This window comes from Sorangium sp. So ce726 (assembly GCF_051521405.1).
In the GTDB taxonomy this organism is placed as follows: Bacteria; Myxococcota_A; Polyangia; order Polyangiales; family Polyangiaceae; genus Sorangium.
On the sequence record NZ_CP150349.1, the window covers coordinates 3293716 to 3310664 of the forward strand.

Genomic DNA, 16949 nt, shown 5'->3' on the forward strand with positions numbered 1-16949 from the left:
CGCGCCGAACTCTTGCGCCGCACATTTGCGATCGATGTCCTCGAGTGCCCAACTTGCAAGGGGCGGATGAAGCTCGTCGCCATGGTCACTGAGCCCCGGAACATCGTCCGCTTCCTCTCCGCGCTCGGCGAGCCGACCGATGTTCCAGCACGCTCTCCCAGCATCCACGCGGCGACCACCGTACTGGAAAAGCACCGTTGTGCGCCGCAAGGCGCCCGGTGACGCCGCATAGCGTCTCGCGACGCGCATCCCGGGCCAGACCAACGCCCGGACGGACACGTGTGCCCAAGGCACGCCGATGCGCCCCGTAGCGCTCGGCGCCGCCCGGACCACGCTCTTTCGACCCAGGACCGAGCCATCATGACGCTCGCGGTCCCACCTTTTCGCTCTGCCGCGCTACACTTCCTCGCGCTGCGATCCGGCTTCTTCTACCTACGCGCTGGCTTGAGCGATGCTCCTTCCCGCAGGAACGCGGCCAGCCTTCGGCATGAAGGTGACGTTTCAATACGCCCCGCATGTGCAGGTCCAATGAAATCGCGTCGAGTTGCGCCGACGGCGGAGGTGACTTGCAAGGGTTTGGCAGGGACGGGGTCGGGCGAATAATTCGCTTGACCGGGGCTATTCCAGAGAACACTCTCTCCCCCGAATTTTAGAGCGTCTAACAGAATCTCCCGTCGCCGGCCTTCGGATACGCGGCCCTCGCCGTCGTTGCTCGGGCTCCAGCGTAGCATCACTACGCTTCCGCCCTCGCGCCTAGGCGAGCTTGCGCCTCCTCCGCCGGCTCGGTCCGATTCCGTTAGGCGCTCTTACTGGTAAACATTCCTTTCGAGCCGTTCCGATGACTGATGTGCCGACGAGCGACGACCGTATGCCGTCGCCTTTCGCAGCTGACGGGCGGGCTGAGGAATACAGGGGGATCGAATTAGGGAATCACCCAATCATGGGGAGGGGATATGGCTTGGAAAGAGCTCGGAGACATGAACGCGGAGAGAAGAACGCTTGCGGCGATCGCTCTGGCAGCGCTGGCCGTAGTGCCGCTCGTGTCTGACACTGCGTCGGCTTCGCAAGGTGCTGAGTGGACATCGGCGGGCGGGAACCGGCAGAACACTCGATACCAGCAGTCCGAACACACGCTCACGGTGGAGAACGTGAGCGGTCTCGTGCCGAGGTGGGTCCTCGAAACCGGGGGCGACGTCTCGGCGACTCCGGCCGTCGATGCCGACACGGTGTACGTCCCCGACTGGGCCGGGAGCCTGTACGCTGTCGACAAGCTGACCGGCGCCATCAAGTGGGTCGCCAGTATTCCTGACGCAAGTGGAGTGCTCTTGGACGTGGCCCGGGTGACTCCTGCGGTGACCGGGGACAAGGTGATTGTCGGAACGCAGGGAACGCCGGGATCGGTCCTCACGCCCGGCGGCGGGCCGGGGGGCAGGGTGCTCGCGTTCAACAAGTTCACAGGTGAGCTCGTCTGGAATACCGTGGCGGATCCACACCTGGCCGCCATCATCACCCAGTCACCCACCGTGTTCGGCAGGCAAGTGTACGTCGGCGTGTCCTCACAGGAAGAGCTGGCCGCCGCAGTCGTGCCCGGCTATGAGTTGTCGTTCCGGGGGAGCATGCTCGCCCTGGACCTTGCCACCGGTGCGATTCTTTGGAAGACGTACCTGGCCCCGGCGGGATATACCGGCAATGCCGTGTGGGGCAGCTCTCCGGCGATCGACACGAAGCGCAAGCAGATCTACATCGCTACGGGCAATAACTACTCGGTGCCAGAGGACGTTCTCGCCTGCGTGGCCAATGCGGGGGATCCGGATACCATGGCGGCGTGCTCGGCGCCCGACAACCACTTCGACAGCGTTGTAGCGCTCGATATGAACACGGGTGCCATCCGCTGGGCCACTCGGGCCATTCCATACGATGCGTGGACGGTGGACTGCACTCCGTTCCCAGGTGCGGACGGCGACCTTTGTCCGCAGCCGGCGGGCCCCGACTTCGACTTCGGCCAGGCGCCTGCCCTGTTCACGGTGAAGGCTGATCACGGCAAGCCGGTGGACGTGGTGGGAGCCGGGCAGAAAAGCGGCCAGTACTGGCAACTCGACGCCGATACCGGGGACCTCCGGTGGGTCACCCAGGCAGGACCCGGCGGCACCGCGGGCGGTCTCCAGTGGGGCTCCGCCGTGGATGGCACCCGCATTTATACCGCGAACGCCAACAGCAACTTCGTGCCGTGGACGCTCCCGGATGGGACCATCACGACCGATGGCATGTGGAGCGGGCTCGATGCGCGGACCGGTAAACTCCTCTGGCAGATCACCCCTCCATGGGGCGGCGGCACCTCGGGTCCAGTCACCACGGCCAACGGCATCGTGTTTGGCTGCTCGCTCGACCCTCGAGGGCACATGTATGCACTCGATGCGGCGAACGGGGCCATATTGTGGGACTTCGCCAGCGGTGGTTCCTGCCTGTCTGGGGCCGCCATATCCGACGGGATGCTCTACTGGGGGTCTGGCTACAGGAGCGGAACGCCCAACAACAAGCTCTATGCGTTTGGGTTGCCGAACTGAGAGCGCCTAACAGAATCGGACCGAGCCGGCCGAGGAGACGCAAGCTCGCCTAGGCGCGAGGGCGGAAGCGTAGTGATGCTACGCTGGAGCCCGAGCAACGACGGCGAGCGCCGCGTATCCGAAGGCCGGCGACGGGAGATTCTGTTAGACGCTCTAAACCGAGGCACTGGGCCATGTTCTCCGCCCCAGAAACCCTCGCCCTTCTCACCGAGCCATGGCGTCCTCCGTCGTCTCGACCGGCACCTCGCCCGGCGCCAACGCCATCGCCGCCGCGGACCTGGATGCCGATGGGTACGACGATCTCATCCTGACCAACAGGGGATCCGGCACCCTCACTGTGGTCCCCAACGGACTCTGACCCGCCTTTTCGCCCCTTTCTGTTTACGTGGCTCGCCTGGTCAGAGCATCCTACGTGAGCTCGCCTGGCTGGAGCATCCTACGTGAGCTGAAAACTCCTCCATCGACGGCGGATTGTACGCAGTCGCACGATGAGGGGCGCGCTCTGCAGCTGAGGCATTCAGGCAGCAGCAGTAGCAGCGGAGCGCGCCTGGACCCGGGGGGGGCTGCTCGTGCTTGAACCCGTGATGTGCGCGGTACCGGGCAAACAGGCCCGATGAGGTGGTGTACACTGATTTCGCGCGAGCTCAGCGCGGGATCCGGGGGCTCGCGCGGCACCCCCCGGGGCTTCAACAAAAAAACAGAGGACAAACCATGAGCTATCGCAAGAGCTCTCTTTTCAGCTGTCTGGCGATCCCCGCGTTCTCCAGCCTGCTGCTCGCGAGCTGCACCAGCGCCGGCCCCTCCGTGGCCGACGGCGATGACAACGGGGACGCGGGCGGCCAGGGCTGCCTGGCCGTGAACGCACCGTGCGACGCCACGGTGCCGTGCTGCGACGGCCTCACCTGCCATAGCGGCACATGTACCGATGTGAACGAGTGCGCTCTGGGCACCGACAACTGCGACGCGAACGCGGCGTGCACCAACACGGCGGACTCCTTCACCTGCGCTTGCAACGCAGGGTACTCCGGCGACGGCGTGACGTGCACCGATGTGAACGAGTGCGCCTTGGGCACCGACGACTGCGACGCGAACGCGGCGTGCACCAACACGGCGGGCTCCTTCACCTGCGCTTGCAACGCAGGGTACTCCGGCGACGGCGTGACGTGCACCGACGTCGACGAGTGCGCCCTGGGCACCGGCGACTGCGACGCGAACGCTACATGCATCGATACGTCGGGCTCCTTCACCTGCGCTTGCAACGCGGGGTACGAGGGCGACGGCGTGACCTGCACCAACATCGACGAGTGCGCCGAAAGCCCCTGTCAGAACGGCGGGACCTGCATCGACCGCATCAACAGGTACACCTGCGCGTGCTTGCCCGGCTTCACCGGCGACAACTGCGAGACCGACATCGACGAGTGCGCCGAAAGCCCGTGCCAGAACGGCGGGACCTGCGTCGACGGCATCAACAGCTACATCTGTGAGTGCTTGCCCACCTACGACGGCACCAGCTGCGAGGCGTGCGAAGGCAGCCTCGCGGACTGCAACGGGCTCACGTCCGACGGCTGCGAGGTGAACCTCCAGAGCGACGCCTCCCACTGCAATGCCTGTGACAACGCGTGCGCGGCGGGTCAAATCTGCTCGAACGGTGGCTGCCAGGACCCGCCCTCCGGCCAGGTCCCCGGCACACCGATCAGCGTCTCTGTGCCCCACAACCCGCTGGCTCCCGCGGTCGCCGATGTGAATAACGACGGTGAGCTCGACATCCTCGTGGCCAACGCCGAATCCGGGTCGTCGACGACCCCCTCCGGGTCGCTCTCCGTGTTTCACGGCAACGGCGACGCGACCGTCCGGCCGGAGCTCTACACCACGGGCGCCCCGCTCTCCAGCAACGCGGTCGTGGCGGTGGACGTGGACGGCGACGGGTGGCTCGACGCCGTCACCGTCGACGGCCAGACCAACCTGCCCGCCAGCAACGGGAGCATCAGCGTCTACCGAAACCAGGGCCCGAGCGCGCCCGGAATCTTCGGCGCGCCGACGAGCTTCACCACCGGAACCCCGGGCTCCGTCCACCTCTGCGCCGCGGACTTCGATCTCGACGGGGTGGCCGACATCGCCACCACCAGCGTGGCCCTGAGCCAGGTGAGCGTGATCATGGGCACCGGCGGGGGCAGCTTCGGCGCGCCCACGCTCATCGCCATCGCGGGCACCGGGGGCGTGCAGTCGAGCATCGCCTGCCGCGATCTGAACGGCGACGGCTCCTCCGATCTCGTGGTGACGAGCCCCGGCTCCGCACGCCTGTCGATCCTCCTCAACCAGGGCAACGGCTCGTTCGCCGCGCCACTCGCCTACACCAACTCCGCCAACGGCCAGACGGCGGGCATCGCCTTCGGCGACGCCGACGGCGACGGCAAGCTCGACATCCTCTCGAACGGCGCGGCCGGCCGGTTCCTCTTCTTCTTCAAAGGGAACGGCGACGGCACGTTCGCGAGCGGCGTTCAGTCCACCGCGTCATCCAGCGCGATCGCCAACTCGGCGCTGGGGGTCGTGGCCAGTGATTTCAACGGCGACGGCAAGCTCGACGCCTACATCCTGGTCACCACCTCATCGGGCGGCGTCCGCCCGATGACCGGCAATGGCGATGGGACCTTCACCGCGGGCTCGGTCGTCCCGACCGGCACCTCGCCCGGCCCCAACGCCATCGCCGTCGCAGACCTGGATGCCGATGGGTACGACGATCTCATCCTGACCAACGGGGGATCCGGCACCCTCACCGTGATCCCCAACGGACTCTGACCCGCCTTCAGGGGCTCGCCTTCGCGCGGCGGCCGGTGAAGGTGTCGGAGGCGATGGGATCGCCCGTGTCTGTCGAAGGGTCGAGCGGATCTTCGCCATCCTCGCAGGAATCCCTGCAGCTGCACATCTTGCCAGAACGCCAGATTGGGCCTGTGCTTTGCGACACCACGGACTCGAGAGTCTTGCGAGATGACAAAGCCGAGAGCCTCGCGGTGCGCATTGCAATACCGGAACATTGACCGATGCCTCGTTCCGAAGGAGACTCGCCGCATGGGACTGCTGACCTTCACCATCAACGTCACCCTGGACGGCTGCGTCGACCACCAGGAGGGGATCGCCGACGACGAGACGCACGCCCTCTTCACCCGCCTCATGGACGAGAGCGGCGCGATGCTGTGGGGCCGCGTCACCTACGAGATGATGGAGAGCTACTGGCCGGCGGTCGCCCGCGGCGACGAGGAGGCGCCTCCGGCGAGGCGCGAGTGGGCGGTCAAGCTGGAGAACAAGCCGAAGTACGTGGTGTCGTCCACGCGCAAGGACTTCCCGTGGACCAACAGCCACCACATCGCCGGCGATCTGCGCATGGGCGTGCAGAAGCTCAAGGACGCGACCCCGGCCGGCGTGCTCCTCTGCAGCGGCAAGCTCGCGACCGAGCTGGATCGGCTGGATCTCATCGACGAGTACAAGTTCCTCGTCCACCCCAGGCTCGCCGGCCACGGCCCGACCCTGTACCAGAGCGGGCTGCCCGCCACGCGGCAGCTCGAGCTGGTCTCGGCCAAGCCGCTCCGCTGCGGCGCGGTGGCGATGCACTACCGGCGCGCGCGCTGACTCAGAGACCGAAGTGCGCGAGCGCGGCCGCGGCGAGAAGCGTTCGGGGGCTCATCTTCTGGCGTCCGCGTGCAGGAGGTCCGGAGGAGGCAAGCCTTCTCGGAAGCCGCCCTGGCGAGTCGGTCGACGTTCTCGCAAACGCCCGACCGCCCATCCATCTGGAAGCGCGGGTCGGTTGCGCGTGGCCGTAAGAGGATCCACTCGAACGAACGCGGTGACGACGCGTGCATTTGCAGAGAATCCCGCCCGAGCTCCGCGCCCTGTTCGCGCGCGTGCCGAGGCGGCGGCCCTCGTGCGCCTCGCGCCGCCCGCGTGAATGCGCGGCGCCGAGAAGGAGGACCGCGCTCGTCGCGCTCCCCGGCGCCCCTCCCGCGCGATGGCTTCAGGACGATCGCGCCGTCGTACCAAGCGAGACGAGAAGCTCATCGAGCTGCTCGAACGTCTCGCCCATCCCGCTGTACGCGCCCGAGGCCAGGGCGGCGTCGCGCGCTTGCTTCGATCGATAGAGCTCGTGCAGCACCTGCAGCGTCTTGCCGCCTTTTTCCTCGAGGGTCACGGTCGTGACGGCGCCATCGTCGCCCGCTTCGTCGTTCGTCCACACGATGCGCGAATGCGGTGTCACTTCGAGGTACGTGCCGAAGAACGCCATCGGCTGCGCGGCATCGTGACCAAAGACCAGGCGGTAGCTGCCGCCGGCGCGAATATCCGCTTCGTAGGAAAGTAGAGGCACGGGCATCGACTTCGGTATCCACCACCGCCTGAACAGCTCCGGCGTGGTCCACGCCTGGAACACGATGCGCGCCGGGGCATCGAAGGTCCGTGTGACGACGATCTCGCGATCGGACTTCGGTTCCACCGTCGTGCGATTACTCGTCAATTGGGGCTCACTCTCTTTACTTGCGTCCATCGACGTTCTCCTTTCGTTTCAGTTCCTCGATGACCTTGTCCAGCTCGTCGAAGCGTGCGGCCCAGAGCTGGCGGTACCTCTCGATCCACGCCGTCTCTTCGTCGAGCCGGCGCGGGCCGAGCTTGCAGGTACGCACGCGGCCGACCTTCTCGGTGGTGACGAGCCCGGCCCGCTCGAGGACGCCGACGTGCTTCTTCATGCCCGTGAGGGTCATGTGAAACTCCTCGGCGAGGTCCGTGATCGAAGCGTCGGCTCGTCCGAGCTGCTCCAGAACGCCGCGACGGGTCGCGTCGGAAAGCGCGGCGAACGAAGCATCGAGGCGGGTACTCGAATACTGAACCATGTGGTTCAGTATCTAACGCGCGAATCGGCGTCTTGCAAGAGGAGATCGAGCGCGTGCTCCGTCGCGAGCCGACTTGATTCAGAAATTTGCGACCATTTGCAGTGACAACGGAATGCGGCTCGGCGCCGCCACCCCGCCTCGCCGGGCCAACGCGCCCCCCCGCCGCGGGGGTACGGGGCTCCATCTGGCGGTCGCACGGCGGCGCACTCCTGCGCTGGTGCGATATCCGCGAGGACCTGCCGTTCGGCGAGCTGCTGGTCGCCGCCGGTGCGCGCCTGGGCTGCCGGTACGCTGCCGCGCTCACCACCTCGGCCGACCCGGTGGTCGACGGCTTCCTGCGCGGCCTGCACCTCCGTCCCGTCGACGAGCCGGTGGCGCCCACGACCGACGCGCAGTCGGCGCTGCGCGCGTTCGTCGACCACGAGCGCGCGCGCTGGCGCGAGTCGATATCGAGGCGTACCTGCGCCGCCTCTACGGCGAGCTCCCCGAGGCGCGGCGGCGCGACCCGCGGTTTCGCTACATCGACTACGACGGCTTCGACAGCGGGCCGATGGGCCTCGGGCTCGGGCTGCTGGTGCAGGACGGCGATGTCTGGCTGTGGAGCCGCCTGTGACGCCTTCCGGGTTGACGCAGAAATACTCGAGCGACTTCTTGCGAAAGTGGCTCAGAGATCATGGTACCGCCGTTGGCGGGTTCGATGGACTGCGGTCTTCGTTCGTCGAAGCCATCAGATCGTGGGCAATCGAGGGGCAGACAGCGGGCCACGATTGCGCGCGCGAGCCCTTGCCTGGACCCGCTGGAATTACATATTCTCTCATGTCCTTCAGTTGGGGACCATTCTCATGATCGTGCCCTCGGCGCGGCAGCGCACGAATGCGGCTGGCCAACAACCCGCTGCACACCGACAGTGTGCCCGCGCCGGCCGTAGGCTGGCACGACGCCCCGCGGGTGAGCGGGTAGCCGTTGCGCGGGCGCGGGCGAGCTTCAATCTAGCTACCGGAGCGTCTCCACGGCGACGCCGTCCTCGCCCGAGATCATCTTGCCCTGGTCGTCCCAGCTGATGCCGCCCTTGCCCGGCGGCCCCAGCGTGGAGGTGACGCCCTCGACCGTGAGCCGGTCCTCGTCGAGGTAGGCGATGACGATCGAGTCGCCGCCGCGCCCCGGGCCGCCGTAGCCACCCTCGCCGCCGTCGCCCCCGGGGCCCCGCGGCAGGAATAGGCCGAGCGGCCCTCCAGCACGCCGCCCGTTGCACCCGGGAGCTCGCGCTCCAGCGTGGTCCTTCGTCGGGACCTTCAGGCGGGCGATGCCTCGCCCCATCGCCGCGGACTCGGCGGGCGAACCACTTCCGCGGATCTCGTCGGGGATGTGCATGAGCCGTGCGAACCGCTTGACGCCCGTCTCTGCCGAGAACGACAGCTTCAGCGTCGTGATCGTGCGGAGGAGGAACCACATGACCGCCGGCTCTCGGATCGCGAGCGGCTGCATGGCGGGCTCGATGAGGGTGAGCGTGCGGACCGCGGACGGTGGGCGCGCCGCGGCGGCCAGAGCGCGACGCAGCCGCCGAAGTATGCGATGCGGTTGCAGCGCACCTTGCAGCGCACCATCTTTTGCGGCAAGAGGACGCCGGGAGCTTCTTCCTCCGACGAAACGAAGATACACGAGAACATGCAAATTCCGAGCAACCTCACGTCGCTGGTCGACGAAGGGCTCATCGACGAGGTTGTGCGGCCGCTGATGAGCGGAAAGGAAGCGGTGGTCTTCCTCGTCCGGTCGGGCGGCGAGCTGCGCGTCGCGAAGGTCTACAAAGAAGCGCAGAACCGCAGCTTCAAGAACCGCGCGGCGTACACCGAGGGCCGCAAGGTGCGCAACAGCCGCGACCAGCGCGCGATGGACAAACGCTCGCGCCACGGCCGGGCTCAGGACGAAGCCGCCTGGCGCTCGACCGAGGTCGACACGATCTACCGCCTGCGCGACGCAGGCGTCCGCGTGCCGACGCCGTACCACGCGATCGACGGCGTGCTCGTGATGGAGTTGGTCGCCGACGCCGACGGCAGCCCCGCGCCTCGTCTCGCCGAGACGAGCCTCGACCGAGATCAGGCCACGTGGGTCTACCATCGCCTGATCGCCGAGGTCGTGCGGATGTTGTGCGCCGGCGTTGTGCACGGCGATCTGTCGGACTTCAACGTGCTCATGAGCGCCGACGGGCCGGTGATCATCGACTTCCCCCAATCGGTGGACGCCGCGAAGAACCAGAACGCCAAGAAGCTCCTGCTCCGTGACGTCGACAACCTCCATCGCTTCCTCACGCGCTTCGTGCCCGAGCAACGGCGAGCCGCCTATGGCGAGGAGATGTGGGAGCTCTACGCCAACAGCGCGCTCACCCCTGAGACCCGATTGACCGGCCGCCATCGGGTCTCCGAGCGAAGGGTGGATACCCGCGCCGTGCTCGACCTCATCGGCGACGCGAACTACGACGAGCGCAAGCGCCGCGAGCGTCAGGGCATCAGCATGCGGGGAGCGCCGAAGACCGCCCAATCGCCCGCGCCCGCCCCCGAGGCGCCCACTACCGAGGGGCGAACGACCGATCCGCGGGACCGACCGCGGCAGGCGGAGAGGCCGGCTGCGCATGCCGGGATTGAGGGCGGGCCAAGGCCGCAGCAACACGGACCAGGTCAAAGGCCGCAAAACGCCGGGCCTGACCGGAGGCAGCAGTACGCGGGCAACGCGCCTGGCCAAAGGCCACCGCAGCACCCATCAGGACAACCGCCGGTGAAGTACGAGGCGAGCCAGCGACCACAGCAGCATGGGCCAGACCATCGGCCGGCCCAGCATGCGACGGCGCAACGGCCCGCGCAGCGCCAGTCCGCGCACAGGCCGCAGCACCACGAGGCGCCGCACAGGCCGCAGCACCACGAGGCGCCGCACAAGCCGCAGCACCACGAGGCGCCGCAAAGGCCCCAACAGCACCAGGCGATGCAAGGGCCGCCGCAGCAAGGGGAGCCGCAGGCGGCGTCGCGACCACGCCGCCGTGTCGTCATCTCGGTGAGCACCAGCGATCGGCGTTCGGGCACGCGCCGGAACCCCTGATAGGCCCCGCGTGGGGTCGCCCGCGGCGGGTCCGCGCGTCACCGCGTCTCAGGTGGATTCGTGTTGTCGCGGCCGCGGTTGCGCGCCCACTTCCTACGTACGATCTACCCACGGTGGCGAAGAAGAAAGCACGCTCAAAGCGATCGTGAGAACGCCTCCAGCCACGGCTGCAGGTCCAGCGCGTGCAGCGGGCTGTACGGTGGGACGGTGATCCCGCGGGCCCTTCACCGCGGGCAACGCGGCGGCGGAGGGCGCCGCGTTGGGCCACACCGGCGCCGCCCTCGGCGGCGAAGTAGGCGGAGACTACGAAAATCGCTACTGTTTTCAGCGACCGCTCGTCATCGATCGGTGTTTCTGGCGGGACGATTCCGCGGGGGCGAACCGTCGCGATCTGTCGCTTCCCCGGAGATCTGGGGAGGGCGTGACGACGGATCGCACCCCCTCGGGCGGCATGGGCGCAACCCGGGCCCAGCGGTCAAGCCCCGGGCCTGGGGAGCTCGCCGTGACCAAGACGTCGCGTCGGGCCGCGGTGGTCGTCTTGCTCGCCAGCACCCTGAGCCGCGCTGTCGCCCTCGAAGATGAGGAGGCGGCCCGGGTCGTTCACGAGGCGCTCGGCAGGCTGCTCGGGCTGCCGGTGGCACCGGTGGGGTGAGCAGGCTCTGCTGAGATCGCCCACGCGCGGTGTCCGCATACCGAAGCGCCCGGAGGCCATCGGGAAAGCGGTGTCGGCGAGCGGCAAGCCTGCGTCGTGGCCACGTGGCCTCGCGCGGGTCAAGCCACCTTCAACGAAACGCTGAAACTGTTTCCGCGTGCCGCCGCTTGTCCGCCAGGGCGCGCTCCTCAAGCATGGAGGACCACCACGACGAGGAGACAAGCATGCATCGGTTTTCCCATCTCGAGCTCAAGCTCGCGAGCCTGACCCTCGCCGCGGGCGCGGCCCTGGTCGCAGGCGCGACGGCCTGCGGCGACAGCGCCAGCCCGGCGCGGCCGCCGCAGCCCACGCTCGAGGTCTACGCTCGGCTCGACTCGACCGGCGTCGGCGGCATCACCCAGATGCCCGACGGCCGGGTCATCATCGGCTTTCACCCGTTCTACAAGCCCGAGGTGCAGGTCGCGCTGCTCAACCCAGACCGGGAGTCCACCACACCGTACCCGAGCACGGAGTGGCAAAGCTGCAAGAACGCCGACGGCAGCTGGAAATCCGACTTCAACGCCTGCCTGGACTGGGTGCTCGGCCTGCATACGGACCAGAACGGCGTCCTCTGGCTGCTTGACTCGGCCAAATCCACGGACAAGGCGGCGGGGCGCCCCGCTGGCCTGGTGCCCAAGCTCGTTGGGTGGAACACCCACCAGAACAAGCTCGAGCGCGTCATATCCATCTCACCGGAAGCCACCCTCACCGAGTCGCAGCACAACGACTTCGTGGTGGACCTGAAGCACGAGGTGATCGTGCTCGCCGATGAGGCCATCGGCGAAGGCTCGGGCGGCGTTGGCGACAAGGCGGCGCTCGTGGTGGTGGACTTATCCACCGGCGAGAGCCGGCGCCTCTTGCAAGGCCACCACAGCGTGATGCCTCTGAAAGAGCCCATCCGCTGGGACGTGGGTCGACCCACGAGCGGCGCCGTCGACCTGTACGTGGGCGTGGACGGCATCGCTCTCGACACGAACAACGAGTGGCTCTACTTCGCCCCGCTCAATGCTTACAAGATGTACCGGGTCCGGATGAGCGACCTTCTGGACACGTCGCTCACCGCCGCGCAGCTCGGGGCGAAGGTGGAGACCTACGCGGACAAGCCCTTCAACGGCGGCCTGGCCATCGACCAGGATGACAACCTGTACCTCACCGAGGTCGGCGAGCGCGCCGTGGGCGTCATCCCGTCCGACACCCGCAAATACGAGCGCCTGGTCAGCGACCTGGACATGGTCTGGCCGGACGGCGTCACCTACAACAGCGACGGCGCCATGTACACCGGCGCGGCGCAGCTGTCCCTCACCAGCGCGCTCCAGGCCGACGGAGTGGCCAGGAACGAGCCGCCCTACCTGGTCTATCGCTTCAAGCCCCTGGCGCCGGGCACACCGGGCTTCTGAGGTGAAAGGTCGCGGAGCTTCGCCGCGAGGAAGTCGACCAGGGCGCGCACCCGCGCCGGCACGAAACGATGGCTCGGCAGGATGGCGTTGAGCGGATAGTGCTCACCCTGCCAGCCGGGCAGCAGGCGAACCAGGCGGCCCTCGCGCAGATCGTGCACCAGATCAAGCTCGGATTTGTAGAGCAGGCCGGCGCCGGCGAGGGCCCATTGGTGGGCGATGGCCGCGTCGTCGGCGTCGCGGTCGCCGTCGACGCGCACCTCGGTCCATGCGCCGTCCTTCTCGAAACGCCAGGCCACGTGCCGCTTGTGGTTGACGTGGAAGGTCAGGCAGTTGTGCTGGGCTAGGTCCTCGGGCGAGCGCGGCGGCTCGTGCCGCGCAAGGTACGCGGGGGAAGCGCAGAGCACACGGCGCGTCGTGGAGAGCGCCCGAGCCACCAGCCGGGAATCGCTGAGCTCGCCGTAACGTAAGGCCAGGTCCACCACGTCGCGCATCACGTCCTGCACGCGATCGGTCACGGACAGGGCCAAGCGCACGCCCGGATGGGCCGCCACGAACTCGTCGAGCCAGGGCAAGAGCACGCTGCGCGCGAGATCCGACGGCGCCGCCACGCGCACCGTGCCCACGAGCGAGCGCCCGAGGAGCGTTCCAGGGCGATCGCGGGGCGACGCCGAGGACGGCCCAGCAGGTGGAGGTCCTCCGCCTACCCGGGGTCGACCGCGAGCCTGCGGCCGGTGCTCAGCTCGTCCGTTGCCGATTCAGGATCGGCTATCAGGGGAACGTCGGCCGATGCGAGGGGGAGAACAGAAGGGAGCCCAGAATGCTTCCCTCGCCGCCGAACGCCCGGCTGTCCTCCTTGAGACAGCGCCGCGTCGATCGTCGCGCGCTGCGCGCGACGGCAGGGTGTTCCTCGGCGTGCGCGAGGTGTAGGATGCCCCCTTGAAGCAGCCCACGCCATCGGGCCCCGATCTGCTCGACGTCCTCGAGGCGCGGTTCGGCTTCCGCGAGCTCCGCCCAGGCCAGCGCGCGGTCATGGATGCCTTGCTTTCGGACCACAGCGCGCTCGCGGTCTTCCCGACGGGCAGCGGCAAATCGCTCTGCTACCAGCTCCCCGCGCTCCTGCTCGACGGGGTCACGATCGTCATCTCTCCGCTGATCGCGCTGATGAAGGATCAGATCGATTTCCTCCGCGCGCGCGGCATCGCCGCGGTCCGGCTCGACTCGTCGCTGTCAGCTGACGACGCGGCGGAGGCGCACAAGGATCTGCGCTCGGGTAAGACGAAGCTGCTCTATGTCGCCCCCGAGCGGTTCGTGAGCGAGCGGTTCATGGCGCTGCTGAAAGAGCTCAAGATCGCCCTCTTCGCGGTGGACGAGGCCCACTGCATCTCCGAGTGGGGACACAACTTCCGCCCCGACTACCTGAGGCTCGCGGACACCGCCCGGGCGCTCGGCGTGCCGCGCGTGCTCGCGCTGACGGCCACCGCGACGCCCGGGGTCGTGCGCGACGTCTGCGCCACATTCGGCATCCGCGAGGAGCACACGGTCATCACCGGCTTCTACCGACCGAACCTCGAGCTCCGCGCGACGGCGGTGAGCGCGCCCGCGCGCGACCGGGTCCTGATCGAGCGCCTGCGATCCCGGCCGCCCGGCTCCAGTATCGTCTATGTCACGCTCCAGAAGACCGCCGAGCACGTGGCCGAGAAGCTCGCTTCTGCGGGGCTGCCGGCGCGCGCGTATCACGCCGGGATGGAGGCGGCGGAGCGCGCGCGCGTGCAGGACGACTGGATGCAGAGCAACCGCGGCATCGTGGTCGCCACCATTGCGTTCGGGATGGGGATCGACAAGCCCGACGTGCGTTATGTCGATCATTACAATCTTCCGAAGAGCCTTGAGAGTTATAGCCAGGAGATCGGCCGCGCCGGCAGGGATCAGGCGCACTCGGTGGTCGAGGTCTTCGTGTGCGGCGACGATCTGCCGGTCCTCGAGAACTTCGCCTACGGCGATACGCCGACCGAGGACGCGCTCCACGGGGTGGTCGGCGCGGTGCTCGCCGCGCCCCAAGTGGAGCTCGGCCTGCACGCGCTGGGGACGCGCCACGACGTCCGGCCGCTCGTGCTCCGCACCGCGCTGACCTACCTCGAGCTGATGGGCGCGGTCCGGCAGCTCACGCCGTACTACGCCGGCTACGAGGTGCGGCTCCACCGCAGGCTCGAGGAGGTCATCGCGTCGGTGAAGGGCGAGCCGGCGCGGTTCCTCGAGGCGCTCTTCGGCCATGCGAAGAAGGGGCGAGTCCTGTACGCGGTCGACCCGGCCGCCACCGCCGCCGCGCTGGAGCAGCCGCGCGAGCGGGTGGTGCGCGCGCTCGAGTACCTCGAGCGGCAGGGGCTCGCGGAGCTCAAGGCGTCGGACATCCGGCACCGCTTCGTGCGCGTCGCCTCGACGGACGACGCGGGCGCCCTCGTTGGCGAGCTCCTCGCGCGCTTCGCGAAGCGCGAGGACGCCGAGATCGCGCGCGTGCTGCAGGTGATCGAGCTGCTCACCTCGGAGCGCTGTCACGCCGCCGCGCTCGCCGCGTACTTCGGCGAACGCCTCGACGCCGCGTGCGGGCGCTGCACCTTCTGCCGCACCGGCGTCGCCGTGACGCTGCTGGAGCCGGCGCACGCGCCGCCGATGCCGGCGGGGCTCGACGTCGCCGCATTCACGGCGTTGCGCGCGGCGCACGCGGGCGCCCTGGGCCATCCTCGCCAGGCGGCGCGTTTCCTCTGCGGCCTCTCGAGCCCGGCGACCACCCAGGCCAAGCTCGCGCGCGATCCGCTCTTCGGCGTCCTCATCACACGCCGGTTCGCCGAGGTGCTCGACTGGTGCGCCGGGCTTGCCCGCCTCGCCGGCGCCGCAGCGGCGACCTGATCAAGGCCGGCGCCGCCCCCCTCCCGCAGCGCCGCCCTTCGGTCAGCAGCACCATCGGCAAGGTGACGAGGGCAGCTATGATGTACTGGACGACGGCACTGCCCCGCAGGTCGCAGGTCGGCCTCGCCGCCCGTGCGCTTTTGCAAGAGGGCGCCGAGCGTCATCGACGTAGCCGCTCCGCGTAGCGCGTTTTTGACGTGGCCAATTTCGGCTGCACGCTGCGCGGCGCCGGTCGGGGGCGGTCCCCTCACCGAGCGAAGAGCGTGAGCATGGCGACCTTCTAGCCCAGGACACGCGCGCTGGTGGAGACCCTCAGGACGCCCGCCTTCCCCCCTCGCGCCCGGCCCACGGCGGGCGGCCGCGCCCGCGCCGGGCGAGCCTGCTCACCGCGGGATATCGAGCGGCTGGCACACGCCGCTCAAGCACACGTCGCTGTCCGAGCAGCAATCCGCGTTGTTCGTGCACACCCCACCGGACTCCCTGCATTCCCTGTCTCCGCCCGGATCTCCTCTACAGGTGTTGTATGTCAACCAGCGCGCGCAGCGTGGCTGTACTGTGGGACCGGTGATGCCGCGGGCCCGTCACCGCGGGCGATGCCGCCGCGGAGGGCGCTCCGTTGGGCCACACCGGAGCCGCCCTCGACGGCGAGACAGGCGGAAGCTATCAAAATTGCTACTGTTTCCGGCGACCGCTCGTTATCGCCCGGTTTTCTGGCGGGACGATTCCGCGGGGGCGAACCGTCGCGATCCGTCGCTTCCCTGGGGATTTGGGGAGAGCGTGACGACGGATCGCGCCCCCTCGGGAGGCATGGGCCCAACCCAGGCCCAAGCGTCATGCCCTGGGGCTGGGGAGCTCGCCGTGATCGAGACGTCGCGTCGGGCGGTCGTGGTCGCCTCGCTCGCCAGCACCCTGAGCCGCGCCGTCGCCCTCGGGGATGCGGTGGCGGCACGGGTCGTTCACGAAGCGATCGGTCGGCTGCTCGGGCTGCCGGTGGCACCGGAGGGGTGAGCAGGTCTGGGCCGAACGTCGAGCCCGCCGCTCGCGCGGACTCCGCTGCCGGAGCCTTGCCGCTCGCCAGCGCCCGCGGGCTCTGCTGAGATCGCCCGCGCGCAGTGGCTGCATGCCGATAAGCAGTCACCGGTCGGACTGCTGATCCAAAGTAACCGCCGAGCCATCACCATGACCACCGCAGAAGTCGTCACGCTCGCCCGCTGAGGCAGCTCGGCAGCTTCCCCTCCCGCGGCAGCGCGGACGCGGAGGTCGAGGCGCATGTCGGCGAGCTCGGGCTATGGCCATCCACCTGGTCGAGCTTGGCCACGTCGCCGCCGAAGGAGGAGCGGCCGGCGTCGGCGGCATGGGCGCGCCCCTCGGCCAGGGGATCATCATCCTCCAGATAGAAGCGCCTCAAACAGTGAGCTCGGCTACTCTGCGG

The 16949-nt window shown here is 68.5% G+C and carries 14 protein-coding genes and 1 pseudogene; 10 read left to right on the forward strand and 5 right to left on the reverse strand.

Annotated elements, in window-relative coordinates; translation table 11 throughout:
* Positions 1-66: 66 nt before the first annotated feature.
* The 5 genes from WME79_RS12515 (at position 67) to WME79_RS12535 (ending at position 6188) form a co-directional block, all read left to right on the forward strand.
* Complete coding sequence (locus tag WME79_RS12515) at positions 67-222, forward strand: hypothetical protein (RefSeq protein ID WP_437535036.1); 156 nt, start codon at positions 67-69, stop codon at positions 220-222.
* Between the two features lie 755 nt (positions 223-977).
* Positions 978-2564, forward strand: a complete 1587-nt coding sequence (locus WME79_RS12520) for an outer membrane protein assembly factor BamB family protein (protein WP_437535037.1) — start codon at positions 978-980, stop codon at positions 2562-2564.
* Positions 2565-2778: 214 nt separating this feature from the next.
* The gene (locus WME79_RS12525; protein WP_437535038.1) at positions 2779-2922 is read left to right on the forward strand and encodes a hypothetical protein; all 144 of its coding nucleotides are present in this window, start codon (positions 2779-2781) and stop codon (positions 2920-2922) included.
* Between the two features lie 353 nt (positions 2923-3275).
* Positions 3276-5360, forward strand: a complete 2085-nt coding sequence (locus WME79_RS12530; RefSeq protein WP_437535039.1) for an FG-GAP-like repeat-containing protein — start codon at positions 3276-3278, stop codon at positions 5358-5360.
* 270 nt (positions 5361-5630) lie between these two features.
* Positions 5631-6188, forward strand: a complete 558-nt coding sequence (locus tag WME79_RS12535) for a dihydrofolate reductase family protein (RefSeq protein ID WP_437535040.1) — start codon at positions 5631-5633, stop codon at positions 6186-6188.
* 382 nt (positions 6189-6570) lie between these two features.
* On the opposite strand, the gene WME79_RS12540 is transcribed toward WME79_RS12535, so the two are convergent.
* The 3 genes from WME79_RS12540 to WME79_RS12550 form a co-directional block, all read right to left on the reverse strand.
* The gene (locus tag WME79_RS12540; RefSeq protein ID WP_437535041.1) at positions 6571-7095 is read right to left on the reverse strand and encodes an SRPBCC family protein; all 525 of its coding nucleotides are present in this window, start codon (positions 7093-7095) and stop codon (positions 6571-6573) included.
* Positions 7082-7438, reverse strand: coding sequence for an ArsR/SmtB family transcription factor (locus tag WME79_RS12545; protein ID WP_437535042.1), 357 nt, complete (start codon positions 7436-7438; stop codon positions 7082-7084). Before WME79_RS12545 ends, WME79_RS12540 begins: the two co-directional genes overlap by 14 nt.
* 993 nt (positions 7439-8431) lie before the next feature.
* Positions 8432-8923, reverse strand: coding sequence for a hypothetical protein (locus WME79_RS12550; protein ID WP_437535044.1), 492 nt, complete (start codon positions 8921-8923; stop codon positions 8432-8434).
* A 180-nt stretch (positions 8924-9103) separates the two neighbouring features.
* Between WME79_RS12550 and WME79_RS12555 the strand changes: the two genes are divergently transcribed.
* The 3 genes from WME79_RS12555 to WME79_RS12565 all read left to right on the forward strand — a co-directional run bounded on the left by WME79_RS12555 (position 9104) and on the right by WME79_RS12565 (position 12613).
* Positions 9104-10525 (forward strand): PA4780 family RIO1-like protein kinase, encoded by a 1422-nt coding sequence (locus tag WME79_RS12555; RefSeq protein ID WP_437535046.1) that lies wholly within the window; start codon positions 9104-9106, stop codon positions 10523-10525.
* Positions 10526-11027: 502 nt separating this feature from the next.
* Positions 11028-11177: a hypothetical protein gene (locus WME79_RS12560; protein ID WP_437535047.1), complete on the forward strand. Its 150-nt coding sequence runs from the start codon at positions 11028-11030 to the stop codon at positions 11175-11177.
* A gap of 224 nt (positions 11178-11401) precedes the next feature.
* A complete protein-coding gene (locus WME79_RS12565) occupies positions 11402-12613 on the forward strand; it encodes an L-dopachrome tautomerase-related protein (RefSeq protein WP_437535048.1) in 1212 nt (403 codons plus the stop codon).
* Here the strand turns inward: WME79_RS12565 and WME79_RS12570 are convergent.
* Positions 12571-13245 (reverse strand): annotated as a pseudogene (locus tag WME79_RS12570) (substrate binding domain-containing protein); the annotation flags it as partial. The gene WME79_RS12565 and the pseudogene WME79_RS12570 sit on opposite strands and share 43 nt — an antisense overlap.
* Positions 13246-13549: 304 nt before the next feature.
* Here WME79_RS12570 and WME79_RS12575 point away from each other — a divergent pair.
* Together WME79_RS12575 and WME79_RS12580 are read left to right on the forward strand one after the other, a co-directional pair.
* Positions 13550-15517 carry a RecQ family ATP-dependent DNA helicase gene (locus WME79_RS12575; protein ID WP_437535049.1) on the forward strand — a complete coding sequence of 656 codons (1968 nt, stop codon included), beginning with the start codon at positions 13550-13552 and terminating at the stop codon, positions 15515-15517.
* Between the two features lie 858 nt (positions 15518-16375).
* Positions 16376-16525: a hypothetical protein gene (locus tag WME79_RS12580; protein ID WP_437535050.1), complete on the forward strand. Its 150-nt coding sequence runs from the start codon at positions 16376-16378 to the stop codon at positions 16523-16525.
* Between the two features lie 190 nt (positions 16526-16715).
* Here the strand turns inward: WME79_RS12580 and WME79_RS12585 are convergent, their stop codons facing one another.
* Complete coding sequence (locus tag WME79_RS12585; RefSeq protein WP_437535051.1) at positions 16716-16925, reverse strand: hypothetical protein; 210 nt, start codon at positions 16923-16925, stop codon at positions 16716-16718.
* Between the last annotated feature and the right edge of the window lie 24 nt (positions 16926-16949).